Consider the following 23,777-nt stretch of genomic DNA (forward strand, 5'->3'; position numbering starts at 1 on the left):
TCTTCGATTCAGCAAGGAGTAACACGATGCAACGCAAGCGCGGTCTCAAGCCCTATGCCAGGACCCTGGCGGTCGCTCTTTCCCTGGCCTTCGTGGCAGGTTGTTCCAGCAGTGGCGGGACCCAGGACGGGTCCATGGACGGCACCCGCGGCGGCGCCGGCAGCGGCGTGGCCGGTAGCGGCGTCTCTGGCAGCCAGGTAGGCGGTACCGGTATCGGTACCGGCGGCGCAGGTCAGCAGGCCGACGGCCGCATCCCGCAGCAGCGCACCATCTACTTCGAGTTCGATAGCGACCGTATCCGCAGCGAGTTCGAATCCGTGCTGGCGTCCCACGCCCGCTACCTGCGCGAGAATGGTGGTGCCCGCGTCGTCCTTCAGGGCCACACCGACGAGCGCGGCACTCGCGAATACAACATGGCACTCGGCGAGCGTCGTGCCCGCTCCGTGGAGCGCTTCCTCTCCGTGCAGGGCGTGTCCCCCTCCCAGATGGAAGTGGTGAGCTATGGCGAGGAGCGTCCGGCCGCCCGCGGCCAGAACGAGGAAGCCCACGCCCAGAACCGTCGGGTCGTCTTCGCCTACTGAGTGGTCGGCACCCGCGTCGATGGAGACACGCATGAAACACGGTCTGAAAGGACTGTGCGGCGCGGGAGCCCTGGTGCTCCCGCTGTCCGTATGGGCCCCCGCAATGGCGCAGCCGGTGGTGGAGGATCTCACCGCCCAGCCGCGCACCTTCTATGAGCAGACGGAGACCCGCGAGGCGGCGGGTGGCAGCCTGGTGATCTTCAACCAGGTCCAGCAGCACGAAGAGGAGATTCGTCAGCTGCGTGGCCAGGTCGAGGAGCTCCGGCACCAGCTCGAGCAGCTGCGCCGCCAGACCCGGGACCAGTACATGGACCTCGAGGACCGGCTCGCCTCGGCGCCCGCCGGCGTGGGTGTCGATGCACCCGTCCAGGTCGACGAGCAGGCCGCTCGCCAGGTGGCTCAGGCGCCGTCGCCCAGCGGAGCCGGTGCCGATGCCCAGCAGGCCTACCAGCAGGCCTTTGCACGGGTTCAGTCACGCGAATTCAGCGAGGCGATCAGTGCCTTCGAGCGCTTCGTGGTCGACTACCCTGACACCACCCTGACCGCCAACGCCCACTACTGGCTGGGTGAGCTGCATGCTGCCGAAGGGAGCCTGGATGACGCCGAGCGCGAGTTCCGCACGGTGCTCGACGGCTTCCCCCAGAGCAACAAGGTGCCCGACTCCCTCTACAAGCTGGGGCTGCTCAAGGCGCGCCAGGGCGAGCCCGAGGCCAGTCGCGAGCTGCTCGAGCGCGTGCGCGATGACTACCCGGAGAGCACTGCCGCGGGACTGGCCAACGACTTCCTCCGCCAGTCCGGCAACTGATCACCAAGGAGACCCCATGACGAGCTGCAAGATCGACTATCAGGCCCCTGGCGACCTGCTCAAGGACCGCATCATCCTGGTGACGGGGGCGGGCGATGGGATCGGCCGGGCGGCGGCCCGGACCTTTGCCCGTCACGGGGCCACGGTGATCCTGCTGGGACGCACCATCGCCAAGCTCGAGAAGGTCTATGACGAGATCGAGGCCGCCGGTGGCCCCCAGCCGGCGATCTTCCCGCTCAACTTCGAGGGGGCCGTGCTCAAGGACTACCACGACATGGCCGAGACCCTGGACAAGGAGTTCGGGCGCCTCGATGGCATCCTGCACAACGCCGGCCTGCTCGGGCGCATCACCCCCTTCGAGCAGTACAATCCGGAGCTGTGGGACCAGGTGATGCAGGTCAATATCAACGGGCCGATCTGGATGACCCAGGCGCTGCTGCCGCTGCTCAAGAGCGCCGAGGATGCCTCGGTGGTCTTCACTTCGTCCGGCGTGGGGCGCAAGGGGCGGGCCTACTGGGGGGCCTACGCCGTCTCCAAGTTCGCCACCGAGGGCTTCGTGGAGGTGCTGGCCGACGAGCTGGAGCACCTGGGGAACGTCCGCGTCAACAGCTTGAACCCGGGGGCGACGCGCACCCAGATGCGCAAGCAGGCCTACCCCGGCGAGCTGGCCGAGAGCCTGCGTACCCCGGAGGAGATCATGCCCACCTACCTGTGGCTGATGGGGCCCGACAGCCGCGGCCACAACGGCGAGCAGTTCGACGCCCAGCCGCCGCGCTCATAGTCCCCGTGGCCGAATCGGCCCGCGTGCCGGCACCGGGCCGCCTCTGCGGCTGCTGCCCGGCTCGAAGACCGCGGTGCCCTGCGCAACGGCCTGGGGGTCGACATGGTCGCGAATCGGCGAGACGTCTTCGACACTGACCAGCAGCTCGCCCTGGCCGTGGGGGGCAGTAGACGCCACCAGGGGACCATCGTGTTCCCAGCTGCGCCGGGGCACCTGGGCGATGCGCCATACTCGGCCCTCCCAGCGGGCCAGGCTGGGCCCCTGCAGGGTCAGTGCCTCGTGCGGGATCAGCTCGGCGAACAGACGGCTGTTGAGAACGATGCCACTGTTGCCGAGGCGTACGCCGCCCCGGTAGCGGTGCTGCCGCAGTGCCGTCAGCGCGGCCCAGGGCCGCTGCTGATGCTCCAGGGTGCCGGGGCCGCAGAGGTGGAGGAGGTCGGCATCGACCTGCTTGACGACCCAGACCGGGATGGGCGCCAGCCCGGCCATCTGCAGCAGGCGCCTGAGCCTGCCTCTGGCCTGGCCGGCCAGGCGACCGGTATCACGGGCATGGACGGCGAGACGTTTCTGGCCAAGGGCCCGAATCAGGCGCTTGCGCGTCGACGTCATGTCATGCCGGGCAGGGTGGCCGGCCTCCCGAGCCGCCGTCTCCGCCCGCAGTGCCCGCCGCGAGAAGAGGGTGCCGCAGTCGATGCAGCCGTAGGTGTGGGGCAGCCTCAGCAGGCGTTGCCATGGCGCGCGTCGGTTCTTGTAGATGCCATAGCTTGCGCAGCGCGGACAGCGCCTCATCATCGAACCCTCCGCCGGAGCGCATGAGGTCAGCCGCCGGGAGAGGCGGCCTTCACGCTCAGTATCGTGTCCGACGGGAGGGGCGACCAGATCAAATTCCTGGTCAGCGGATGGTGGCCCGCTCAGTCGAGGCGATGGCCGCTGCCAGCGCCTCGCCGCTCTCGAACCAGAGATCGGCGGGCCAGGCGCGATAGTCGTCGCCCTCCTCCACATAGCCCCAGCCCACCGCCACCGCCGGCATGCCGGCGGCGCGGGCCGCCTGGATGTCCCGCAGGTGATCGCCCAGGTACCAGCAGGCGGGCGGATCGACGCCGAGGCGCCGGGCGGCCTCCAGCAGCGGGGCCGGGTCGGGCTTCTTCACCGGCAGGTCGTCGGCGCAGAGCAGCGCCCCTGGGGTCAGCCCCAGGGCGGCCACCAGCGGCTCGGCATAGGCCCGCGGCTTGTTGGTGACGATGCCCCAGGGGCGACCGGCGGCTTCCCAGCCGGCCAGCAGTGGCACCAGCTCCGGAAAGACCCGGCTCTCCTCGGCCACCGCTTCACCGTAGGTGGCGAGCAGGAACTCCCGCGCCGCGTCGTGGCCCGCCGCCTCCTTCGCCAGGCCCAGCGCCAGGGTGACCAGGGCACTACCGCCGTTGGAGACCTGGGCGCGGATCACCGGATAGGGCAGCGGCGCCAGCCCGTGGTGGGCGCGCAGGGCGTTGGTGGCCCGAGCCAGGTCCGGCGCGGTATCCACCAGGGTGCCGTCGAGATCGAAGAGCAGGGCCCGGGGCTGGTTCACGGCGCCTCCCGGCGGCAGTGCATCAGGTAGTTCACCGAGACATCCGTGGGGTGCAGTCGGTAGCGGCGGGTCAGGGGGTTATACACCAGGCCGCTCTGCTCCTGGACCTCCAGGTCGACGCCGCGGCACCAGCCGGCGAGCTCCGCGGGGCGGATGAACTTGGCGTAGTCGTGGGTGCCCCGGGGCAGCAGGCGCAGCACATACTCGGCCCCGAGGATCGCCAGGGCGTAGGCCTTGGGATTGCGATTGAGCGTCGAGAAGAAGAGCTGACCGCCGGGCTTGGCCAGGGCCGCGCAGGCGCGCACCACCGAGGCGGGGTCGGGCACGTGTTCCAGCATCTCCATGCAGGTCACGACATCGAACTCGCCCGGCATCTCCTCGGCCAGCGTCTCCACGCTGACGCAGCGATAGTCGACCGCCACGCCGCTCTCCTCGGCGTGGAGCCGCGCCACCGCCAGCGGCGCCTCGCCCAGGTCGATGCCGGTCACCTTGGCGCCGCGGTGGGCCATGGCCTCGGCGAGGATGCCGCCGCCGCAGCCCACGTCCACAACCCGCTTGCCGGCAAGGCCGGCACGGGCATCGATGAAGTCCAGGCGCAGCGGGTTGATCTCGTGGAGCGGCTTGAACTCGCTCTCGGGATCCCACCAGTGGCTGGCCAGGGCCTCGAACTTGGCGATCTCGCCGGGATCCACGTTGCCCGCCTGAGGTTGCGTTGCGCCCATCTGAGTCTCCGTTCTGGCAAGAGGGGTGGACGCGGCAGGCTCTGCCGGATGGCAGGCCGCGGCGCGTCCGGTATCATGACGCCTATTCTACCCGTTCCCGGGGCGGCATTCCCATGATCTGCCTCGGGTCGACGACATCGAGACACCCCTGACAAGGACTGCACCATGATCAAGAAGGCCGTGCTTCCCGTCGCCGGCTTCGGCACCCGCTGCCTGCCGGCCTCCAAGGCGATTCCCAAGGAGATGATCACCATCGTGGATCGACCCGTGATCCAGTACGTGGTGGAGGAGGCGGTGGCCGCCGGCATCCGCGATATCGTGCTGGTCACCCACGGCAGCAAGGCCGCCATCGAGAACCACTTCGACAAGCACTTCGAGCTGGAGGCGAGCCTTGCGGCCAAGGGCAAGCGGGAGCTGCTCGAGGAACTGCGCAGCATCGTGCCGGACGACGTCAATATCATCAGCGTCCGCCAGCCCGAGCCCCTGGGGCTTGGCCATGCGGTGCTCTGCGCCCGGCCCGTGATCGGCGACGACGCCCCCTTTGCGGTGCTGCTGCCCGACGTGCTGGTGGATGGCGAAGGCCTCGGGCGCAACGACCTGGCCTGCATGCTCGACGCCTTCGAGGCCCGGGGGCGCGCCCAGCTGATGGTGGAGGAGGTGCCTCGGGAGCTCACCTACAAGTACGGCATCGTCGACACCGGCGGGGAGATTCCCGCCCCGGGTGAGTCGCGCCCCCTGGCCGGGGTGGTGGAGAAGCCGGCGGTGGAGGCGGCACCCTCCAACCTGGCGGTAATTGGCCGCTATGCGCTGCCCGGCAGCATCTTCGCCCTGCTGGCCGACACCCGGCCCGGCGCCGGCGGCGAGATCCAGCTCACCGACGCCATCGATATCCTGCGCAGCCGCGAGGGCGTCGAGGCCTTCCGCATGCGCGGCAAGACCTATGACTGCGGCCACCAGCTGGGTTACCTGGAGGCGACCCTGGCCTACGGGCGCCGCCATCCGCGCTTCGGGGAGGGCTTCCGGGAGCTGCTGACCCGCTACGCCGGCGAGGCCTGATCTCATGCGCATACTGATTCACGGCAGCGAACTGGCGGCCGCCACGGCGGCGGCGGCCCTCGCCTCGGTGGGCCACCGGGTCACCTGGTTGCCCCACGCCGAGACCCCCTGGACGGCCCTTCAGGAGGCCGGCTGGCTGAAGCGCGAGCCCCGGCTGCTGGCCCAGCTCGAGGAGAGCCGGGAGGCCGGCAGCCTGCAGCTGGTCGGTGACCTGGCGGGCTGCCCCCTGGCCGAGCAGGAGGTGGTCTGGCTGGCGGTCTCGCCCGGCCAGCGCGGCGACCTGGCCGGGCTGCTCGGGGAGCTGGCCGATCGCCACCCCGGTGGCCTGGTGCTGGTCAACAACTCCACCTTCCCGGTGGGCGAGACCGAGCGGCTGGAGACGCAGCTCGAGGCGCGGGGCCGGGCGGTGGCGCTGCCGGACCTCCTCGAGGAGGGGCGCGCCTGGGACACCTTCACCCGGCCCTCACGCTGGCTGCTGGGCTGTGATGACGCTTCGGCCGAGATCCGGGTCCGCGAGCTGCTGCGCGCCTTCAATCGTCGCAGCGAGGTGGTCCAGTCCATGCCGCGGCGGGCCGCCGAGCTGACCAAGCTGGCCATCAACGGCATGCTGGCCACCCGGATCAGCTACATGAACGAGATGGCCGGCCTGGCCGACAGCCTCGGCGTCGACGTGGAGCATGTGCGACAGGGCATGGGGGCCGACTCCCGTATCGGCTACGAATATCTCTATCCCGGCTGCGGCTTCGGCGGTCCCAACTTCTCCCGGGACCTGATGCGCCTGGCCGACGTGCAGTCCGCCAGCGGGCGGCGCTCGGCGCTGCTCGAACAGGTGCTCGACATCAACGAGCAGAAGAAGGAGACCCTGTTCCGCAAGCTCTGGGCGCACTTCCACGGCCGCCTGGAGGGGCGCACCGTGGCGATCTGGGGCGCCGCCTTCAAGCCGGGCACGGCGCGGATCGACCAGGCGCCGGTGCTGCGCCTGCTGCGCGCGCTCTGGGCCCAGGGCGTCAGCGTGCGGCTGCACGACCCGGCGGCGACCCCGGCGCTGCGGGCGGAGGTCGGCGAGCACCCCCTGCTTGCGCTGTTCGACGGCGACCCGCTGGAGGCCACCGAGGGCGCCTGCGCCCTGATGCTGGTCACCGAGTGGAAGAGCTACTGGAACCCGGATTGGGAGCGCCTGGCCGGACAGCTCTCGGGGCGGCTGCTGCTGGACGGGCGCAATATCTACGATCCTGCCTGGGTCGCGGCCCGAGGGCTCCACTACCGGGGCATCGGCCGGCGCGCCGATCCCGCCGGCTGAGTCGTCACGCCTCGAAGTTCTGGGCGACGAACGCCCAGTTCACCAGCGCCCAGATCGCCTCGAGGTAGGCCGGCCGGGCGTTCTGGTAGTCGAGGTAGTAGGCGTGCTCCCAGACGTCCACGGCCAGCAGCGGCGTCTGGCCGTGGGCGATGGGCGTGTCGGCATTGCGGGTACTGAGGAGCTCGACGTCACCCTCAGCGGTGCGTACCAGCCAGGTCCAGCCGGAGCCAAAGTGGGCCGCCGCCGCCGCGCCAAAGGCTCCCTTGAACCTCTCGAAGGAGCCGAAGCGCGCGGCGATGGCCTCCGCCAGCGCCCCCGCCGGCTCGCCGCCGCCCTGGGGCGAGAGGCAGTGCCAGAAGAAGGTGTGGTTCCACACCTCGGCCGCCTGGTCGAAGAGCTCCCCGCTGGCGGTGGCGATGATCTCCTCCAGGGAGCGGTCGGCCTGCTCGGTGCCCGCGACCAGCGCATTGAGTCGGGCGACATGGGCCCGATGATGCCTGCCGTAGTGGTAGTCCAGGGTCCTCGCGGAGATGTGCGGCTCCAGGGCCTGCCTGTCATAGGGCAGGGCGGGCAGTTCGAACACCATGCTGTCTCTCCTCGGTGGTTGCCGGGCGTCCGGGCAGTGCCCAGTGCGACGCGGGGTGGAAAAACCGTACACTAACGGACACCCTGTACAGGGTGGGCGGGATCATAGCACCCGCCAGGATGAGGATGAATCGGCCCCCCTGTCCTCCGGGAGCCACTGCCACCACAAGGAGTGCACCATGGCAGAGCGCCATGACGAACGACGGCATGCCGGCCCCATCGTGCCCGACCCGACCGCCAGTCTGGCGGCGCACCGCCTACGCCAGCCGCCGCCGCCGCGGCTCTGGCCGCTCTGGCTGCTGCTGCTCGTGCTGCTGGGCGCCCTGGGGGGCGCCGGCTATCTGGCCTGGGAGGAGCGCGAGCGGCTGAGCCGGGAGGTGGAGCGGCTGCAGGGCGAGCTCTCCAACGTCCACGCGCGCTTCGATACGGCCCTGGGCGAAGGCGAGAGCCTCGAGGCGATGGAAGCGAGGCTGGTCGCCCTGGAGCGCCGGGACGAGGCTCATGACGGCCTGCTGGCGGTGCTGGAGGAGGACCTCGAGGCGGGCCTGGGCGAGCGCGACGAGCGCCTCGCCGCCCTGCAGGAGCGGGTGATGCGGATCGGCGAGTCGGCAGCCACCCGTGAGGCGATGCTGGCCGCCACCCAGCTCTCCCTCGACGCCCTGGAGCGCAGCGGCGCCGAGGGGCGCGCGGCCCTGGCCAGCGCTATCGAAGGCGTGGAAGCCTCCGTTGACGGCCAGGAGGAGGTGCACCGGCGCCACGCGGAGCGCCTCGATGCGCTGGAGGCGGGGCTCGCCGCCCTGACGGAGGAGAGCGTGGCGAACGACGCCCTGGAGGCCCTGGCCGCGGAGCAGGAGGCGCTGGCCCAGCGCCTCCGGCGCGTCGAGGAGCAGGGCCCGGCGAGCATCGCCCACCTGGAGGAGCGTCTTGCCGCGTTGGGGGGCGAACTTGAAGCCCTGGCGGAGGCAAGGGATGATGAAGCCCAGGAGGATGATGCCCTGGCGGCCCGCTTCGCCGCGCTGGAGGGGGAGATCGGCGAACTGCGTCGCACCCAGCTTGCTCTCAGCGCTCGACTCGAGGCGCTGCGCCCATGACGCGGGACCGGCACATCCGAATGAGTCGCACTGAGCAAGGCGTGGAGAGATGGAGAATCGTGGAATGATACGCCTGAGGGCTGCGACTCTGGCGGCCGGCCTCGCCCTCCTGCCGGGCTGGGCGGCCGCGCTGGACGTGCGCATCGAGGGAATCGAGGGCGACGTCGCCGCCAACATCCGCCACTATCTGGACGACCTGGACCCCGAGCAGTTCAGCCGCACCCGGGTAGAGGGCGAGACCCAGCGCCGTGCCCGGGAGGCCATGCGGGTCTACGGCTACTACGAGCCCGATATCCAGCTGCGCCTGGACGACCGGGATCCGCCGCGTCACGTGGAGCTGGTCATCGAGCCTGGCCCCCGGGTGACCATCGAACGGATCGACTTCACCCTGGCCGGGGACTCCCGGGAAGACCCGCCCTTTCAGGAGGCCATCGACGCCTTCCCCCTGGCCCAGGGAGACCCCCTGGTCCACGCGCCCTACGACCGGCTGCGCAGCCGACTCGCCAACCTCGCCCTGGAGCGGGGCTACTTCGACTGGCGCTTTACCGATCGCCGCATGGAGGTGCGCCCCTTCGCCGAGAGCGCCCGGCTCTATCTGGCCCTGGACAGCGGGCCCCGCTACCGCTTCGGGGACGTCAGCATCCGTGGCAGCCATATCGAGACCGACCGGCTGCGCAACATGCTGACCTTCGCGCCGGGGGACCCTTACCTGGCCGGCGAGCTGGCCCGCTACAACCAGCGCCTGGGCCAGAGCGGCTGGTTCGGCTCCATCACCGTGCGGCCGCGCCTGATCGAGGGCGAGGCGCTGCTCCAGGAGGCCGAGGCCGAGGGCTTCCTGGCCGAGCTCGATGCCGGTGCCGTGGAAGAGGCTGGCCCCAGACTCGAGATGGCCGCGGTGGACGCTGCCAGCGCCGTGGTCCGCCGCGGGCCGCCGGAGGTGCCCATCGATATCGCCCTGACGCCGGCCGACCGCCACCAGTTCGAAGTCGGTGTGGGCTACGCCACCGACGTGGGGCCCAGGCTGCGCTTCTCCTGGGAGCAGCCCTGGATCAATCGCTACGGTCACGGCCTGGACCATGACCTCTTCCTCTCGGCCCCCGAGCAGCGCTTTTCCGGGGTCTACAGCATGCCCCTCGAGGACCCGCTGCGCGACAGCTACCGCTTCCAGTACGGGTTGCGCCACCGGGACAACAAGGACACTCGCTCCCTGGAGGCCACCGTGGAGGCGGCCCGGCGCTGGGAGTTCGAGAACCGCTGGGTGCAGACCCTCTATGTGCGCAGCACCTACGAGGACTTTACCCAGGGGGGCGACGCCGAGCAGGTACTGATCCTCTACCCCGGCATCAGCTGGTCGCGCACCCGGACCCGTAACCCGACCTTCCCCGACTGGGGAGACCGGCAGCGCATCGCCTTCGAGGTCTCGGACGGCCTCTGGGGCTCCGACGCCGACTTCCTGCGCATGACCGGCGAGACTCAGTGGATCCGCATGTTCGGCGACGATACCCGGCTGGTGACCGGCGTGGGCATCGGCGCCATCGAGACCGATGACTTCGGCAAGGTGCCTCCCTCGCTGCGCTTCTTCGCCGGCGGCGACCGCAGCGTCCGCGGCTACGGCTATGAGAGCCTCTCGCCGCGCAACGAGGAGGGCCGGCTCACCGGCGGCCAGCAGCTGCTCACCGCCAGCGTGGAGCTCCAGCGTCGCCTGACCGGCAGCTGGTGGGGGGCCGCCTTCGTGGACACCGGTGACGCCTTCGACGACTGGGGCCCCGACGACCTCAACACCGGCGCCGGCCTCGGCGTGCGCTGGATCTCCCCGGTCGGCCCGATCCGCTTCGATATCGCTCACCCCTTCGACGATGAGGACAATGCGTGGCGCCTTCACTTCGCCATCGGTCCAGAGTTCTGACCTTCTTCTGGGCCCTGTTCCGCCTGCTGTTCCTGCTGCCGATCACCCTGTTCGGGCTGGTCGTTCTGGCCCTGGGCCTGGCGCTCTCTCCCTGGGGCACCGGGCTGCTGCTCGACGCCGGGGCGCGCCAGGGGTTCTACCAGCTGGAGAGCCATGAGGGAGCGCCGCTGGACCGCCTGGTGCTGAACGGCCTCAAGCTCGAGGCGGGGCCTGCCAGCGTCGCCGCCTCCCGCATCGAGCTGGCCTGGGCTGACGACTGCCTGCTCGACGGCCGGCTCTGTCTGGATACCCTGGCGGTGGAGGGGGCGCGCATCCGCCTGGCGGCGGGCGAGAGGGACGAGGCGGCCGAGGAGAGCGGCGGGGAGCCCCTGGAGGAGCTCCGGCTGCCCTTTCCCGTCGAGCTGCGCGCCCTGGCCCTCACCGATGTCGAGGTCGCCCTGGCCGATGGCACCCGACTGCGCTGGGAGAGTTTCACCACCGGTGCCGTCGCCGAGGGATCGCGGGTCGAGCTGCTGCCGACGCGCCTCGCCGGCCTGCGTGTGCTGCTGCCGCTGTCACCGGGAGCCCAGCTTGCCCTGAGCGAGGCCCAGCACGACGGGCCCCGCCTTGCCTCCGAGGCCATCGACGCCGCCATCGCCGTACAGTCCCCGCTGCCCGCCGAGATGGCCGCGGAGCTCGAGGGGCTCGCCGCGCTGCCGCTGGACGAGCAGCCCCGTCGGGAGCTGCCCGAGATCCGGCTGCCGCTGCAGCTGGAGGCGCGGGAGCTGCTGGTGGAAGACGCCCGCCTGGAGGGGGCCGTGGAGTACGGCATCGAGCGCCTGGCGCTGACCCTCTCCGCCCGAGGCCATGACGTACAGCTCCACCCCCTGGAGGTGGCCAGCCGGGACGCCGATGCCCGCCTCGAGGCGCGGGTCGAGCTGCGCGACGACTATCCCCTTCAGGCCCGCCTGCAGGGCGCCCTTTGGCTCCCCGACCAGCTGCCCGAACTCGCCGGTCAGCGCATCGACCTGGCCCTGGACGGTGACCTCGCCGAGCTGCTGGTCAGGCTCGAGCTGGCCGGGCCGGTCAATGCCGCCTTCGATGCGCGCCTCGATGCCCTGGCGCCGACGCTGCCCTTTAGCGCTTCGTTGACCAGCGACCTGCTGCAGTGGCCGCTGCCCGGCGCCGCCGCGGTGTCCGAGGACGAGTCGCCCGCCGAGCCCTGGCTGGTGGAGTCACTGGCCCTGCGTGCCGAGGGCAGCCTGACCGGCTATCGGATCGCCGCCTCGCTCATGGTGGAGGGCCCCGAGGTGCCCTACACCCGCGTCGCCCTAACCGGCAGCGGGGATCTCGAGCACTTCGCCTGGACGCCCCTGTCGGTGAGCCTCGCCGGCGGCTCCGTGGTGACCCGCGGCCGCGTGGACTGGGCCGAAGCCCTGGCGGTGTCGGCCGTCGCGCGGCTGGATCGGGTGGAGCCCGGCCGTTTCGTGGAGGGCCTCGATGGCCGCCTGGATGGCGATCTCGAGGCGAGCTTCGTGCAGGAGGTCGAGGGGTGGCGGCTGGCGGTGCCCCGGCTGGCCATCTCAGGCGAGCTGCAGTCACTGCCGCTCTCTCTCCAGGCCCGCCTGGAGGGGGACAGCGAGATGCGCTGGGCCATCGAGACCCTGGACTTCCGTCAGGGTGATAACCGGCTGACCGCGGCTGGCCGCGTCAGCGAGGCCGCCATCGACCTGGCAGGCGAGCTGGACTTCCCGGCCCTGGCGAACCTCCATGAGGCGCTCTCCGGGACCCTGGCCGGGCGCTTCAGCGCCGGTGGCAGCCTGGAGGCCCCCCAGCTCGAGCTCAGCCTGGACGGGAGCAACCTGGCCTTCGCGGAGCATCGCCTCGAGGCGCTGCGCCTGGACGCCGACGTGAGCGGCATCGAGGACCCGAGCCTGGCGGTCAGCCTGGAGATCGACCGCCTGAATGCGGCCGGACAGCGCTTCAGCGAGATCGCCCTGGGCCTCGACGGTCGCCTCTCCGAGCATCGCCTGACCCTGGCGGCCCAGGCCGGCCGCGGCATGCCGCTCTCCCGGGCGGCCCTGGTGCTGGAGGGCGGCATGGACGCGGCGCGGGAGGCCTATCGCGGCACTCTCTCGACCCTGGACGTGGACGCCGACCAGGGCGAGCTGAGGCTGGACCAGCCCCTCGTCTTCGCGGCCGACCTGCCGGGTGGAAGCGTCACGGCGCAACCCTTCTGCCTGCGTCGGGTGCAGGGCGGGCTCCTCTGCCTGGAGGAGCCGCTCCAGGCCTCCGCCGACAGCGGTCGCGCCGCCCTGAGCCTGCGTGAACTGCCCATGTCGCTGCTGGAGCCCTTCGTGCCCGAGGAGTGGACCCTTGACGGCGGCAGCGAGCTCGACCTGGTCGCCGAGTGGCGCCAGGGCGGCAGCGCCTGGCAGGCCGACCTGCGCCTGGCAAGCGAGCTGGCCCTGGAGGGCCTGGATGCCTACGGCCAGCCCTGGTCGCTGCCCGCCTCGCGGCTGACCGCGGAGGTCTCGGCCACGCCGGCCCGAGCCGAGATCGACGTCGACCTGGCCCTGGCCGAGGCGGGCCGGGTCGGCCTGGTGCTGGCCATCGATGACCCGATCGAGAGCGGAGGACTGGATGGCCGACTGACCCTGGACGGCCTGCGCCTCGACCGCTACCGCACCCTGGTGGCCGGCATGGAGACCCTGGAGGGGCGCCTGGAGGGGCAGGTGGCGATCAGCGGGACCGCCGAGGCGCCGGCCCTCAACGGGCGGATCGGCCTGGACGGGCTGCGCCTGCGCGGCATCGATATCCCCCTGGAGGTGCGCGATGGCGAGGTCGCCGTGGAGCTGGCCGGAGACCAGGGCCGCATCGACGGCTTTATCGCCGCCGAGGAGGGCCGCCTGGCCATTCGCGGCGACGCCGCCTGGCCCAGCCCCGACGACTGGCGCATCGATATCGCCCTGGACGGTCGCGACCGGCCGCTGCTGGCGGTGCTGCCGGCCTTCGGGCGTCTGCGCATCGCGCCGGACATGACGGTAAGGGTGACGCCCGCGCTGCTGCAGGTGCGCGGCGAGGTGCGGGTTCCCTGGGCGCGGCTGGAGATCGGCGAGCTGCCGGCCTCGGCGGTGGCACCGAGCCCCGACGAGATCATCATTACCCGCCGCGACGAGGAGCGCGCCCGCCGGGCGGCCGAGCGCGCCGCCGAGCGGGCCGAGGGGGAACCGGGGGAGGACGCCGCCCAGGCCCTGGCCCAGGCCGGCATGGCGGTGGATGTGCAGCTCAACCTGCGCCTCGGGCCGGACATGCAGCTCTCGGCCTACGGCCTGGAGTCGGGCCTCTCGGGCACCCTGGAGGTGCGCCAGCAGAGCGGTCCGGTTCAGCTCTTCGGCGACGTCAGCCTGGTGGATGGGCGCTTCCGCGCCTATGGCCAGGATCTGCTGATTCGCGAGGGACAGCTGCTCTTCAGCGGCCCTCCCGACCAGCCGCTGCTCAGCTTCGAGGCGATCCGCAACCCCAACGTGACCCAGGACGGCGTGATCGCCGGCCTGCGGGTGAGCGGCACCGCCGCCGAGCCCCAGCTCAGGGTCTTCTCCGAGCCGGCCATGGACGAGGCCCGGGCACTCTCCTACCTGCTGCGCGGCCGTGCCCCGGAGGCCGGCGATGCCGATGGGGCCCTGACCCAGGCGCTGATCGGCCTGACCCTGGGGCAGACCGGCGGCGCCGTGGGCGCCATCGGCGAGGCCTTCGGCATCTCCGACCTGGCCCTGGAGACCGCCGGCACCGGCGAGGAGAGCCAGGTGGTGGTCACCGGCCAGCTCACCGACGACCTGCGCATCAGCTACGGGGTAGGGGTCTTCTCGCCCATTGCCGAGTTGACGCTACGCTATACCCTGTGGCGCAACCTCTACCTGCAGGCGGTCTCCGGCGCGGCTCAGGCGGTGGACCTGGTCTACGCCTTCAGCCGGCCCGGCAAGCCGCCGAGGATCCCCGATGAATGAACCACGATGCGACATACCCCGGGAGGAACCCAAGATGGCGATGGAAACCTGCGTGCTGGGCGGCGGCTGCTTCTGGTGTCTGGACGCCACCTTCCGCCTGGTAGAAGGGGTGGAGGAGGTCGTCTGCGGCTATGCGGGCGGCGATGACCCCACCCCGACCTATGAGGCGGTCTGTCGGGGCGAGACCGGCCATGCGGAGGTGGTGGAGCTCAGCTACGACCCGGAGGTGATCGGCTTTCGGGAGCTGCTGACGATCTTCTTCACCCTGCATGATCCGACCACCCTCAACCGCCAGGGCAACGATGTGGGGACCCAGTACCGCTCGGCGATCTATACCCTTGACGAGGCTCAGGAGCGCCAGGCGCGGGAGATGATCGCCGAGCTCGAAAGCGACTACGCGGACCCCATCGTCACCGAGGTGCGTCCGCTGGATCGCTTCTACCCCGCCGAGTCCTATCATCAGGACTATTTCACCAAGAACCCCGGCAACGCCTACTGCCAGTTCGTGATTCCCCCCAAGCGCCACAAGCTGGTCCGGACCTTCGGCCATCGCCTCAAGGGGTAGCGGCCCTTGCGGTCCCTCGCCTAGGAGCCTGTCGGATTTGACCGATCGTCGCGAGGAACACGGATTTCGAGACAAGTTTATCGATCTGGTGAGGCGAATAGCGCGCTATTTAACGAATCAGATCGAATGAAATTGGCCGAAAGCCCGGGGTTCGTAGCAGATCAGCGTTAAGTCCGACAGGCTCCTAGGGAGAGTGGAGGCCCCTGGCCCCGGTGCGCCGGCCGCTGGTCGGCGCATAGGTGGATGCCCACTCCCTGAGCTGGCGGGCTACCCGGCGTGCCAGCCAGGAGCGCAGCCGGCCCTCCCGCCACTCCACGAAGCCCACGTGCCCGCCCCGGGCGGAGAGCTCCACGTGCACGGCATCGCCCGGGGCGGGGAGGCGGGCAAAGAGGTCCGCCGGCATGAAGGGGTCATCCTCGGCGTGGAGGACCAGGGTCGGCAGCTCCAGCTCACCGAGCCAGCGGCCGGCCGAGGCGCGTCGGTAGTAGTCGTCGGCGTCGCGAAAGCCGTGCAGCGGGGCCGTGACCCGATCATCGTAGTCGCGCAGGCTGGCCAGGGCGCCCAGCGTTCTGGCGTCGAGCGCCAGGGGAAAGTCGTCGAGGCGCGCCGCCGCCCGAGCCTTCAGGGAGGCGAGCAGGTGACGCTGGTAGACCCGGGCGAAGCCCTGCTGCAGGCAGTCGGCACTGGCGGCGAGGTCCAGGGGAGCACTGATGGCGATGGCGCCAGCCAGGTCCAGGCCGTCACCGCCCTGTTCCGCCACCAGCTTGACCAGCATGTTGGCCCCAAGGGAGACCCCCGCCGCCACCTTGAGGGCGCGCGGGTAGCGCCTGGCCAGCTGGCCGATCACCCAGTAGGCGTCGGCGGTGTCACCGCTGTGATAGGCGCGGGGCAGGCGGTTGGGGGCGCGACCGCAGCCGCGAAAGTGCATCATCACCGCTCGCCAGCCCAGGTCCGTGGCAGATCCCAGCAGCTCCCGGGCGTAGGGGGAGGCGAAGGAGCCCTCCAGGCCGTGAAAGAGCAGGAAGAGCGGTGCCGCCTCGTCCTCCGGCCCGGGGGTCACCCAGGTCAGCTCCACGAAGTCGCCGTCGGGCAGCGTCAGGCACTCCCAGCGGTGGGGCAGGCGCCGACGGGGCAGCAGCCGAGGCAACAGGGTCTGCACATGGCAGTTGGCCAGCCCCGCCGGGGGGGTGAAATCGGCGCGATGCAGCCTGCCGCTCATGGCTCAGGGCTCCCGGGGCGTCAGGTTGACGGGACCCTCACCGGTCACCAGCACATTGTCCTCGATGCGGATGCCGCCGTGGTCGGCCAGGCGCTCTACCAGCGCCCAGTTGACCTCGTGGCGGTGGCGATGGGGCGCCAGCAGCATGGGAATCACATAGAGCCCCGGCTCCATGGTGACCACCATGCCGGCCTCGAGCGTACGGGTCAGGCGCAGGGCGGGGTGGTCGCTCGGGGGCGGCAGGGGGCTCCCGTCGGAGGCGACGCGACCGGCGACGTCGTGGACCTGCACGCCGAGCAGGTGGCCCAGGCCATGGGGGCAGAAGGCGCGGGTCAGGCCGCTAGCCAGCACCGCCTCGGGTGAGGCGTCGACCAGCCCATGGGCCACCAGCAGCGTCGCGAGCTCCTCGTGCATCCGCTCGTGGAGCGCCACATAGCTGACGCCCGGCGCCAGCCGGTCGATCAGGCGCTGCTGCAGGGTCGTCACGCCCTGAATCAGCGGGGCGAATTCGGGAAGGGCATCGCTGCCGGGCCAGGTGCGGGTGATGTCGGCGCAGTAGCCCCGGTGGCGACAGCCGCCATCCAGCAGCAGGCTCCGGGCTCGTCCCGGTGGCGCGAGGTCATAGTGCTGATAGTGGAGCACGCCGCCGTGGGCATTCAGGCCGACGATATTGGCGTAGGGCAGCTGGCTCTCCCGCTGACGGGCGGCGCCCAGGTAGGCGAGCTGGATATCGAGCTCGGCGCCGCCGCCCAGGAAGGCCTCTCGGGCGGCCAGGTGGCCCGCCATGGCGCGCCGGTTGGCCTCGCGCAGGCAGGCCACCTCGTAGTCGCTTTTGCGCACCCGCAGCTCGTCAAGGCCGGCCAGCAGCGCCGGCGGGTTGGCCTCGGCCCCCAGGGCTTCGGCCTCGGCGGCGGTCACGTCTCCCACCACCGCGTAGCGGCCAGGGGGCAGGGCGGGAGGCGCCTCTGTCGCCCGGGGTTCGAGCCGGAAGCGGGCCACCCAGGGCTCGTCGGGGAGCCGAGCCGGCAGGTGCCAGAAGTCGTCGGGCGCGTGCAGGAAGAGGGTGGGGGCCTCGCCCGGGCGGATCAGCAGCCAGCTGTGGGCGAGCTGCGCCTGGCCGGTCCAGTGCACGAAGTGGCCGAAGGCGGCGAAGCTTGCGAACTGGTCGTCGCCGTGGTGGCGCGCCGGCCGGCCGCTGAAGAGCAGCACGCCGTCGAAGCCGTGCCGACCCAGGAGAGCGGCATAGTCCTGCTCCAGGCGATGGAGGTGGGCCAGCTGCAGCGAATCAGCTTGTGACATGGGAGAGTCTCTTCCTAGGGGCTGCCGTTCGTCCAGTGTAGCCTCCCGGTCGACGGGCGGGCAGGGCAGACAGCGCCTCCCCTGGCTGGCATTATGCGCACTTCGTGACAGATCGAGGAGGTACTGACGCCCATGCTGCGCACATCGCTGATCGTTGCCCTGACCCTGATGCTCTCGGCCCCGCTCCAGGCCCAGGCCCCCGATAACGGGGCGACGCCCCGCTTCGAGGAGGCGCGCCATGCCGTGACCTGGCGCCGGGAGGAGCTCAAGGGAATCGAGCGCCTGGTGCGTCAGCTGCGCTTCGACCTGGTCAACAACCGCGACGCCCGAGGCGCCGAGCCGCGCCTGGCGGAGCTGGCCGAGCGCGCCAGCGGCGAGCACCTGCTGCCGGCCTTTATCGAGGGCAGCCACGGCCGGGGCTCCGAGGCACGCCCGCTGATCTGGGAGGAGTGGGAGGCGTTCGAGGCCGGCTTTGCCGACCTGGAGGCTCGGGTAGCGGCGCTGCGGGAGGCGGCCGAGGCCGAGGATTACCGGCTGGCCACTCGGGAGCTGTCCGATCTCAGCCTGAGCTGTCGCAGCTGTCACCGTCGCTATCGCTACTGAGCCGGGGCCGGTGAGAGGTCCTCGATGCGATAGAGGGCCTCGGCCTGGTCGAGGCCGGAGATGGTGCAGCCCAGGTCCTTGACCCGGCCATCCGCCAGGCCGTAGACCCAGCCGTGCACCGAAACCTGCTGACCACGCTGCCAGGCGTGCTGGATGATCTTGGTGCGCGAGAGGTTTCTCACCTGGGCCTCGACGTTAAGCTCGCACATGCGATCCACCTGCTCGTTAAGCGGCAGCGAAGCCAGTGACTGGCGGTGCTGGCTGTAGAGCTCGCGTACGGAGTGCAGCCAGATATCCACCATGCCGTTGTCGCCGCCGGCGACCGCCGCCTTGACCCCTCCGCAGCCGTAGTGGCCCACCACCATGATGTGGCGCACGCCCAGCATCTCGATGGCGTACTGCAGCACCGAGAGGACGTTGAGGTCATTCTGGTGGACCAGGTTGGCCACGTTGCGGTGCACGAAGACCTCGCCGGGAGGCAGGGAAATGATCTGATTGGCCGGCACCCGGCTGTCGGAGCAGCCGATCCAGAGGTAGTCAGGATTCTGCTGCTGCGACAGCCGGCTGAAGAAGGCCGGATCGTCACGCTGCACCTGCGCGGCCCAGCGGCGATTGTTCTCCAGCAGGCCTTCGATTTCATGCTTCATTCCAGGGGATCTCGCGGTGGTGATGGGGGCGCCATGCGACGAATGGCGGGTTTTGTACCCGGAGTCGCCTCCGTGGGTCAAATCGACGCCTGCCGAGCGGACGCCCCGGCTGCTATCATGCCGCCACGATGGAAGGGGCCGCGCTGGCCCCAGGCAACAGGAGAATCCCGTGTCCGAGACTACCGCTGCCCAGTATGACTGGGACCTCTTCGTGATCGGCGCCGGTTCCGGCGGCGTACGCGCGGCCCGCACCGCGGCGGCCACCGGCGCCAGGGTCGCCGTGGCCGAGGACCGCTACCTTGGCGGCACCTGCGTCAACGTGGGCTGCGTACCCAAGAAGCTCTACTCCTACGCGGCCCACTTCCATGACGCCTTCGAGGACGCCGGCGGCTTCGGCTGGCAGCTCGCCGAGGCGCCGCGCTTCGACTGGGCCACCCTGCGGGACAACAAGGTGGGGGAGATCAAGCGCCTCAACGGCATCTATGGCCGCCTGCTGGAGGGCGCCGGTGTGCGTCTGATCAACGGGCGCGCCCGGGTCATCGACGCCCACACCGTGGAGGTGGCCGGCGAGCGGCACAGCGCCAGCAAGATCCTGGTGGCGGTAGGCGGCTGGCCCTTCGTCCCCGAGTTTCCGGGCAGCGAGCTTGCGCTGACCTCCAACGAGGTGTTCGACCTGGCGCACTTCCCGGAGCGCTTCCTGGTGCTGGGGGGCGGCTATATCGCGGTGGAGTTCGCCAGCATCTTCAACGGCCTGGGCAGCGATACCCACCTGATCTACCGCGGGGAGCTCTTCCTGCGCGGCTTCGACCAGCAGGTACGCGAATTTACCCGGGACCAGATGGCCGCCAAGGGCGTCAACCTGCACTTCGAGACCAACGTGGAGCGCATCGAGCGGGTCGAGGGCGGCCTGGCGGTCACCCTGACCAGCGGCGAAGTGCTGGAGGTGGACGCCGTGCTGGCCGCCACCGGGCGCCGGCCGCACCTCGAGGGGCTGGGTCTCGACGCCCTGGGGATCGAGCTCACCGAGAGAGGCCATATCCGGGTCAACGAGCGCTTCGAGACCTCGCTGCCCTCCATCCTGGCGCTGGGCGACGTCACCGGCGGTCCCGAGCTGACGCCGGTGGCCCTGGCCGAGGCGATGCACCTGGTGGCCCACCACTTCAGCGAGACGCCGCCGACGGCGCCGCTGGACTACCGCAACATCGCCACGGCGGTGTTCTGCCATCCCAATATCGGCACCGTGGGGCTCTCCGAGGAGCAGGCCCGGGCGCAGTGCGGGGCGATACGGGTCTATGCCACCGAGTTTCGTCCCATGAAGCACACCCTCTCGGGCAGCCAGGAGCGCTGCCTGATGAAGCTGATCGTGGACGACGCAAGCGACGTGGTGGTGGGAGCGCATATGGTGGGCGAGGAGGCCGGCGAGGTGATCCAGGGCATCGCCATCGCCGTGCGTGCCGGTCTCACCAAGGCCGACTTCGATGCCACCGTGGGGATCCATCCCACCGGCGCCGAGGAGTTCGTCACCCTGCGCACGCCGACCCGGCGCTGAGGGGCAGGGCAGACGTCGCCGATCGGGCCACCTTCGGGTGGCCCGATCGCGTTTGCGGCGCGGCTCCCGGGGCTGGACTAGACTGCAGGGAGGCGGCCAGTGGCAGGCGATTGCCGCGTGCCGAAGCCGGCCGAGAGCGATTTGTGCTGCGCCGTAGCGGCCAATGCATAATTTTATGTTATGGATTTGGCTTGCCAAAATAACCGCCAATTTGATTTATCGGCGGCCGCTGGTATACTCGTCCTCAAATTCGCACAGCGAAACCTGCCCATGATGCCAACAAGCGAACCCTTCACTCCCTCCGCCGACCTGGCCCGCCCCAGCGTGGCTGACGCCGTGGTCGGCGCGGAAACCACCTCGCTTTTCATTCGCAAGCCCAACCCCGATGACGGCTGGGGGATCTACGAGCTGGTCAAGTCCTGCCCGCCGCTGGATGTCAACTCCGCCTACGCCTATCTGCTGCTGGCGACCCAGTTCCGCGACACCTGTGCGGTTGCCACCGACGAGGAGGGCGAAATCGTCGGCTTCGTCTCCGGCTATGTGAAGAGCAACGCCCCCGACACCTACTTCCTCTGGCAGGTGGCCGTGGGTGAGAAGGCCCGCGGTACCGGCCTGGCCCGCCGCCTGGTCGAGGCCGTCATGTCCCGTCCCGAACTGGCCGAGGTGCATCACCTCGAGACCACCATCACGCCTGACAACCAGGCCTCCTGGGGGCTGTTCCGTCGCCTTGCCGATCGCTGGCAGGCGCCGCTCAACAGCCGCGAGTACTTCTCCACCGACCAGCTCGGTGGCGAGCACGACCCGGAGAACCTGGTGCGCATCGGTCCCTTCCAGACCGATCGCATCTGATCCCGCTTTGGTGATGCGCTGGTGGGCCCCGCGGCCCGCCAACGCTTTCCCACGTCCATCTTTTCCTACCGACAGGAGGTCGCACATGCAGACCCAGATTCTCGAACGCATGGAATCCGACGTTCGCACCTATTCCCGCTCTTTCCCGGTGGTCTTCACCAAGGCCAGCAACGCCCGCCTGACCGACGAGAACGGCCGCGAGTACATCGACTTCCTGGCCGGTGCCGGCACCCTCAACTACGGCCACAACAACCCGAAGATCAAGCAGGCTCTGCTGGAGTACCTGGCCGAGGACAACATCATCCACGGCCTGGACTTCTGGACCGAGGCCAAGCGCCACTACCTCGAGACCCTGGAGGAGGTGATCCTCAAGCCCCGCGGCCTCGACTACAAGGTGCAGTTTCCCGGGCCCACCGGCACCAACGCCGTGGAGGCGGCCATCCGCCTGGCACGCAACGCCAAGGGTCGCCATAACATCGTCACCTTCACCAACGGCTTCCACGGCGTGACCATGGGGGCGCTGGCCACCACCGGCAACCGCAAGTTCCGCGAGGCCACCGGCGGCGTGCCCACCGTGGGCGGCACCTTCCTGCCTTACGACGGCTACCTGGGTGACGGCGCCGATACCCTGAACTACTTCGAGAAGCTGCTGAACGACAAGTCCGGCGGCCTCGATGTGCCGGCCGGCGTCATCGTCGAGACCGTGCAGGGGGAGGGCGGCATCAACGCCTGCGGCACCGAGTGGCTCAAGCGCCTCGAGCAGATCTGTCGCGCCCACGATATCCTGCTGATCGTCGACGACATCCAGGCGGGCTGTGGCCGCACCGGCAAGTTCTTCAGCTTCGAGCACGCCGAGGTGGTGCCGGACATCGTCACCAACTCCAAGTCGCTGTCGGGCCTCGGCCTGCCGTTCGCCCAGGTGCTGATGCGCCCGGAGCTGGACGCCTGGAAGCCGGGTCAGTACAACGGCACCTTCCGCGGCTTCGCCCTGGCCTTTACCACCGCCGCCGCGGCGCTGAACCACTACTGGCGCGACGACGCCTTCGAGCGCGACGTGCAGCGCAAGGGCGAGATCGTCGCCGAGCGCTTCCAGAAGATTGCCGGCTGGCTCAACAGCCAGGGGATCGAGGCCTCCGAGCGTGGCCGCGGCCTGATGCGCGGCATCGACGTGGGCAGCGGCGAGATCGCCGACAAGATCACCCATCAGGCCTTCGAGAACGGCCTGGTGATCGAGACCAGCGGCCAGGATGGCGAAGTGGTCAAGTGTCTCTGCCCGCTGACCATCACCGACGAGGACCTCCAGCAGGGCCTGGATATTCTCGAGGAGAGCGCCCGCCAGGCGCTGAGCTGATAGGCTGACCGGCGGGGGCAGCCCCGCAGGTGACGACGGTCGGGCCAGAGCGCGCCCGGCCGACAGGATCTTTTACGGAGACATCACATGATCGTTCGCAATCTCGAGGAGTGCCGCAAGACCGACCGCCTGGTCAAGGCCGAGAACGGCAACTGGGACAGCACCCGCCTGAGCCTGGCCGACGACGGCGGCAACTGCTCCTTCCATATTACCCGGATCTACGAAGGCACCGAGACCCACATCCACTACAAGCACCACTTCGAGGCGGTTTACTGCATCGAAGGCGAGGGCGAGGTGGAGACCCTGGCCGACGGCAAGATCTGGCCGATCAAGCCGGGCGACATCTATATCCTCGACCAGCATGACGAGCACCTGCTGCGCGCCCACAAGACCATGCACCTGGCCTGCGTCTTCACGCCGGGCCTGACCGGCAAGGAAGTGCACCGCGAGGATGGCTCCTACGCGCCGGCCGACGATAGCTGAAGCTGATCGGCTCGAACGGCACGCCTCGACGCCCCCGGCACCTCAGGTGTCGGGGGCGTCTGCGTCGAAGCGACCCGAATCATCACCGAGGCGTTCGAAAACGATGGTGATCCGCGCCAGGGTGATGCCGAATTTCCTCATGTCGGTGCGGTTGAGCAGCCGACCGTCGGGCTGCAGGAACATCCAGTCCTCCATGGTGAAGGTGATCTCGCGGCCCGAGACCTCCACCGGGAGCCGGTAGGTCATGGTAAAGGCGTGACCCGCCTGACGCGCCTCCACGGGGCCCTCGACGTCATTGGCGCTGCCGACCCAGCGGCCGTCGGCCTGGCGTTCGAAGCTCCAGACCCGGCGGTCGGTCTCGCCGTCGTCATAGGTGAAGTGCTCGTCGAGGACCAGGGTGGTGCCGTCATGCTCGCCATCGATGTCGACCACGAAGCGACGCTGCACCTCGCCGCGGTAGTCCTGGACCATGCCCCAGGCGCGGGTGCGTCCCTCGAAGTACTCGCCGATATCGAGCTCAGGCGTCGTGCCCGCGTAGCGGTCGATATCCACGCTGCTGCAGCCGACCAGCAGCAGCGGCAGGGCCAGCAGGAGAAGTGTCAACGGATAGGAGCGCAACTTTCGATACATGAGTCATCATCCGTACAAGGTTCGTAGAGTTACTGTGCATCCTAGCCCCGTAATGGTGCCCAGGCCAGCGAAAACGCCGGAACGCGGCTGTCGCCTCCTTGGTCCCCGGCAGTTCGCATAATGTATATTATGTTAAATTGACCGTAGCAGAAGCGGCCCGCGCCGGATCGTCAGACCAGGCGGTGACACTTTTTCACCCCCG

Annotated in this window: 22 protein-coding genes; 14 read left to right on the forward strand and 8 right to left on the reverse strand. The window is 69.9% G+C overall.

The features are described from left to right. The first annotated feature begins 26 nt into the window (after positions 1-26). The 3 genes from pal to ACRYRV_RS16270 are packed head-to-tail and all read left to right on the forward strand — an operon-like array spanning position 27 to position 2,167. On the forward strand, positions 27-581 hold the full coding sequence (gene pal / locus ACRYRV_RS16260; RefSeq protein WP_309636359.1) for a peptidoglycan-associated lipoprotein Pal: 555 nt from the start codon (positions 27-29) through the stop codon (positions 579-581). Between the two features lie 31 nt (positions 582-612). Then, positions 613-1,386 carry a tol-pal system protein YbgF gene (ybgF, locus tag ACRYRV_RS16265; RefSeq protein ID WP_309636358.1) on the forward strand — a complete coding sequence of 258 codons (774 nt, stop codon included), beginning with the start codon at positions 613-615 and terminating at the stop codon, positions 1,384-1,386. A gap of 16 nt (positions 1,387-1,402) precedes the next feature. Continuing rightward, complete coding sequence (locus tag ACRYRV_RS16270; protein ID WP_309636357.1) at positions 1,403-2,167, forward strand: YciK family oxidoreductase; 765 nt, start codon at positions 1,403-1,405, stop codon at positions 2,165-2,167. On the opposite strand, the gene ACRYRV_RS16275 is transcribed toward ACRYRV_RS16270, so the two are convergent. From ACRYRV_RS16275 to ubiG, 3 genes are all read right to left on the reverse strand, one after another. Then, positions 2,162-2,959, reverse strand: coding sequence for a hypothetical protein (locus ACRYRV_RS16275; protein WP_444984460.1), 798 nt, complete (start codon positions 2,957-2,959; stop codon positions 2,162-2,164). The two genes, ACRYRV_RS16270 and ACRYRV_RS16275, sit on opposite strands and share 6 nt — an antisense overlap. A gap of 100 nt (positions 2,960-3,059) precedes the next feature. Then, positions 3,060-3,734, reverse strand: coding sequence for an HAD-IA family hydrolase (locus tag ACRYRV_RS16280; protein ID WP_444984459.1), 675 nt, complete (start codon positions 3,732-3,734; stop codon positions 3,060-3,062). Continuing rightward, positions 3,731-4,456: a bifunctional 2-polyprenyl-6-hydroxyphenol methylase/3-demethylubiquinol 3-O-methyltransferase UbiG gene (ubiG, locus tag ACRYRV_RS16285; protein ID WP_444984458.1), complete on the reverse strand. Its 726-nt coding sequence runs from the start codon at positions 4,454-4,456 to the stop codon at positions 3,731-3,733. The genes ACRYRV_RS16280 and ubiG overlap by 4 nt, the downstream gene beginning before the upstream one ends. A 165-nt stretch (positions 4,457-4,621) precedes the next feature. Between ubiG and ACRYRV_RS16290 the strand changes: the two genes are divergently transcribed. Both ACRYRV_RS16290 and ACRYRV_RS16295 read left to right on the forward strand, forming a co-directional pair. Then, positions 4,622-5,512: a UTP--glucose-1-phosphate uridylyltransferase gene (locus tag ACRYRV_RS16290; RefSeq protein ID WP_253442715.1), complete on the forward strand. Its 891-nt coding sequence runs from the start codon at positions 4,622-4,624 to the stop codon at positions 5,510-5,512. 4 nt (positions 5,513-5,516) lie between these two features. Next, positions 5,517-6,812 carry a UDP binding domain-containing protein gene (locus tag ACRYRV_RS16295; protein ID WP_309636354.1) on the forward strand — a complete coding sequence of 432 codons (1,296 nt, stop codon included), beginning with the start codon at positions 5,517-5,519 and terminating at the stop codon, positions 6,810-6,812. 4 nt (positions 6,813-6,816) lie between these two features. Here the strand turns inward: ACRYRV_RS16295 and ACRYRV_RS16300 are convergent, their stop codons facing one another. Next, the gene (locus tag ACRYRV_RS16300; RefSeq protein WP_444984457.1) at positions 6,817-7,398 is read right to left on the reverse strand and encodes a Fe-Mn family superoxide dismutase; all 582 of its coding nucleotides are present in this window, start codon (positions 7,396-7,398) and stop codon (positions 6,817-6,819) included. 178 nt (positions 7,399-7,576) lie between these two features. Here ACRYRV_RS16300 and ACRYRV_RS16305 point away from each other — a divergent pair, with 178 nt between their 5' ends. The 4 genes from ACRYRV_RS16305 to msrA all read left to right on the forward strand — a co-directional run bounded on the left by ACRYRV_RS16305 (position 7,577) and on the right by msrA (position 14,945). Continuing rightward, entirely contained in the window at positions 7,577-8,488 is a 912-nt protein-coding gene (locus tag ACRYRV_RS16305) for a hypothetical protein (RefSeq protein ID WP_309636352.1), read from the forward strand. 64 nt (positions 8,489-8,552) lie between these two features. Continuing rightward, the gene (gene tamA, locus ACRYRV_RS16310; RefSeq protein WP_309636351.1) at positions 8,553-10,394 is read left to right on the forward strand and encodes an autotransporter assembly complex protein TamA; all 1,842 of its coding nucleotides are present in this window, start codon (positions 8,553-8,555) and stop codon (positions 10,392-10,394) included. Further along, positions 10,358-14,380 carry an autotransporter assembly complex protein TamB gene (tamB, locus tag ACRYRV_RS16315; RefSeq protein ID WP_444984456.1) on the forward strand — a complete coding sequence of 1,341 codons (4,023 nt, stop codon included), beginning with the start codon at positions 10,358-10,360 and terminating at the stop codon, positions 14,378-14,380. The genes tamA and tamB overlap by 37 nt, the downstream gene beginning before the upstream one ends. 34 nt (positions 14,381-14,414) lie before the next feature. Next, positions 14,415-14,945 carry a peptide-methionine (S)-S-oxide reductase MsrA gene (msrA, locus tag ACRYRV_RS16320; RefSeq protein ID WP_444984455.1) on the forward strand — a complete coding sequence of 177 codons (531 nt, stop codon included), beginning with the start codon at positions 14,415-14,417 and terminating at the stop codon, positions 14,943-14,945. A 184-nt stretch (positions 14,946-15,129) separates the two neighbouring features. On the opposite strand, the gene ACRYRV_RS16325 is transcribed toward msrA, so the two are convergent. Then, positions 15,130-16,164 carry a hydrolase gene (locus tag ACRYRV_RS16325; RefSeq protein ID WP_444984454.1) on the reverse strand — a complete coding sequence of 345 codons (1,035 nt, stop codon included), beginning with the start codon at positions 16,162-16,164 and terminating at the stop codon, positions 15,130-15,132. Between the two features lie 3 nt (positions 16,165-16,167). Continuing rightward, positions 16,168-17,463, reverse strand: a complete 1,296-nt coding sequence (pepQ, locus tag ACRYRV_RS16330) for a Xaa-Pro dipeptidase (protein WP_444984453.1) — start codon at positions 17,461-17,463, stop codon at positions 16,168-16,170. 132 nt (positions 17,464-17,595) lie between these two features. On the opposite strand from pepQ, the gene ACRYRV_RS16335 reads away from it, so the two are divergent. Continuing rightward, the gene (locus ACRYRV_RS16335) at positions 17,596-18,066 is read left to right on the forward strand and encodes a cytochrome c (protein ID WP_444984452.1); all 471 of its coding nucleotides are present in this window, start codon (positions 17,596-17,598) and stop codon (positions 18,064-18,066) included. Here ACRYRV_RS16335 and can read toward each other — a convergent pair. Next, complete coding sequence (gene can, locus ACRYRV_RS16340) at positions 18,060-18,713, reverse strand: carbonate dehydratase (protein ID WP_309636345.1); 654 nt, start codon at positions 18,711-18,713, stop codon at positions 18,060-18,062. The two genes, ACRYRV_RS16335 and can, sit on opposite strands and share 7 nt — an antisense overlap. Positions 18,714-18,882: 169 nt before the next feature. Here can and gorA point away from each other — a divergent pair, with 169 nt between their 5' ends. The 4 genes from gorA (at position 18,883) to ACRYRV_RS16360 (ending at position 22,945) form a co-directional block, all read left to right on the forward strand. After that, complete coding sequence (gene gorA / locus ACRYRV_RS16345; protein WP_444984451.1) at positions 18,883-20,262, forward strand: glutathione-disulfide reductase; 1,380 nt, start codon at positions 18,883-18,885, stop codon at positions 20,260-20,262. A gap of 270 nt (positions 20,263-20,532) precedes the next feature. Next, entirely contained in the window at positions 20,533-21,111 is a 579-nt protein-coding gene (gene ectA, locus ACRYRV_RS16350) for a diaminobutyrate acetyltransferase (RefSeq protein WP_253451892.1), read from the forward strand. Positions 21,112-21,196: 85 nt separating this feature from the next. Then, positions 21,197-22,462 carry a diaminobutyrate--2-oxoglutarate transaminase gene (gene ectB, locus ACRYRV_RS16355; protein WP_253451889.1) on the forward strand — a complete coding sequence of 422 codons (1,266 nt, stop codon included), beginning with the start codon at positions 21,197-21,199 and terminating at the stop codon, positions 22,460-22,462. Positions 22,463-22,549: 87 nt separating this feature from the next. Next, positions 22,550-22,945: an ectoine synthase gene (locus ACRYRV_RS16360; RefSeq protein WP_309636342.1), complete on the forward strand. Its 396-nt coding sequence runs from the start codon at positions 22,550-22,552 to the stop codon at positions 22,943-22,945. Between the two features lie 42 nt (positions 22,946-22,987). On the opposite strand, the gene ACRYRV_RS16365 is transcribed toward ACRYRV_RS16360, so the two are convergent. Then, positions 22,988-23,575, reverse strand: a complete 588-nt coding sequence (locus tag ACRYRV_RS16365; protein WP_309636341.1) for a DUF3833 domain-containing protein — start codon at positions 23,573-23,575, stop codon at positions 22,988-22,990. Positions 23,576-23,777 lie beyond the last annotated feature (202 nt).

This window comes from Halomonas mongoliensis (genome assembly GCF_052496345.1).

What these genes read in the sequence shown, in the direction of transcription:
- pal (WP_309636359.1), top strand. Translation starts at nt 27, where the DNA reads ATGCAACGCAAGCGCGGTCTCAAGCCCTATGCCAGGACCCTGGCGGTC.
- ybgF (WP_309636358.1), top strand. Translation starts at nt 613, where the DNA reads ATGAAACACGGTCTGAAAGGACTGTGCGGCGCGGGAGCCCTGGTGCTC.
- ACRYRV_RS16270 (WP_309636357.1), top strand. Translation starts at nt 1,403, where the DNA reads ATGACGAGCTGCAAGATCGACTATCAGGCCCCTGGCGACCTGCTCAAG.
- ACRYRV_RS16275 (WP_444984460.1), bottom strand. Translation starts at nt 2,959, where the DNA reads ATGATGAGGCGCTGTCCGCGCTGCGCAAGCTATGGCATCTACAAGAAC.
- ubiG (WP_444984458.1), bottom strand. Translation starts at nt 4,456, where the DNA reads ATGGGCGCAACGCAACCTCAGGCGGGCAACGTGGATCCCGGCGAGATC.
- ACRYRV_RS16290 (WP_253442715.1), top strand. Translation starts at nt 4,622, where the DNA reads ATGATCAAGAAGGCCGTGCTTCCCGTCGCCGGCTTCGGCACCCGCTGC.
- ACRYRV_RS16295 (WP_309636354.1), top strand. Translation starts at nt 5,517, where the DNA reads ATGCGCATACTGATTCACGGCAGCGAACTGGCGGCCGCCACGGCGGCG.
- ACRYRV_RS16300 (WP_444984457.1), bottom strand. Translation starts at nt 7,398, where the DNA reads ATGGTGTTCGAACTGCCCGCCCTGCCCTATGACAGGCAGGCCCTGGAG.
- ACRYRV_RS16305 (WP_309636352.1), top strand. Translation starts at nt 7,577, where the DNA reads ATGGCAGAGCGCCATGACGAACGACGGCATGCCGGCCCCATCGTGCCC.
- tamA (WP_309636351.1), top strand. Translation starts at nt 8,553, where the DNA reads ATGATACGCCTGAGGGCTGCGACTCTGGCGGCCGGCCTCGCCCTCCTG.
- msrA (WP_444984455.1), top strand. Translation starts at nt 14,415, where the DNA reads ATGGCGATGGAAACCTGCGTGCTGGGCGGCGGCTGCTTCTGGTGTCTG.
- ACRYRV_RS16325 (WP_444984454.1), bottom strand. Translation starts at nt 16,164, where the DNA reads ATGAGCGGCAGGCTGCATCGCGCCGATTTCACCCCCCCGGCGGGGCTG.
- pepQ (WP_444984453.1), bottom strand. Translation starts at nt 17,463, where the DNA reads ATGTCACAAGCTGATTCGCTGCAGCTGGCCCACCTCCATCGCCTGGAG.
- ACRYRV_RS16335 (WP_444984452.1), top strand. Translation starts at nt 17,596, where the DNA reads ATGCTGCGCACATCGCTGATCGTTGCCCTGACCCTGATGCTCTCGGCC.
- can (WP_309636345.1), bottom strand. Translation starts at nt 18,713, where the DNA reads ATGAAGCATGAAATCGAAGGCCTGCTGGAGAACAATCGCCGCTGGGCC.
- ectA (WP_253451892.1), top strand. Translation starts at nt 20,533, where the DNA reads ATGATGCCAACAAGCGAACCCTTCACTCCCTCCGCCGACCTGGCCCGC.
- ectB (WP_253451889.1), top strand. Translation starts at nt 21,197, where the DNA reads ATGCAGACCCAGATTCTCGAACGCATGGAATCCGACGTTCGCACCTAT.
- ACRYRV_RS16360 (WP_309636342.1), top strand. Translation starts at nt 22,550, where the DNA reads ATGATCGTTCGCAATCTCGAGGAGTGCCGCAAGACCGACCGCCTGGTC.
- ACRYRV_RS16365 (WP_309636341.1), bottom strand. Translation starts at nt 23,575, where the DNA reads ATGTATCGAAAGTTGCGCTCCTATCCGTTGACACTTCTCCTGCTGGCC.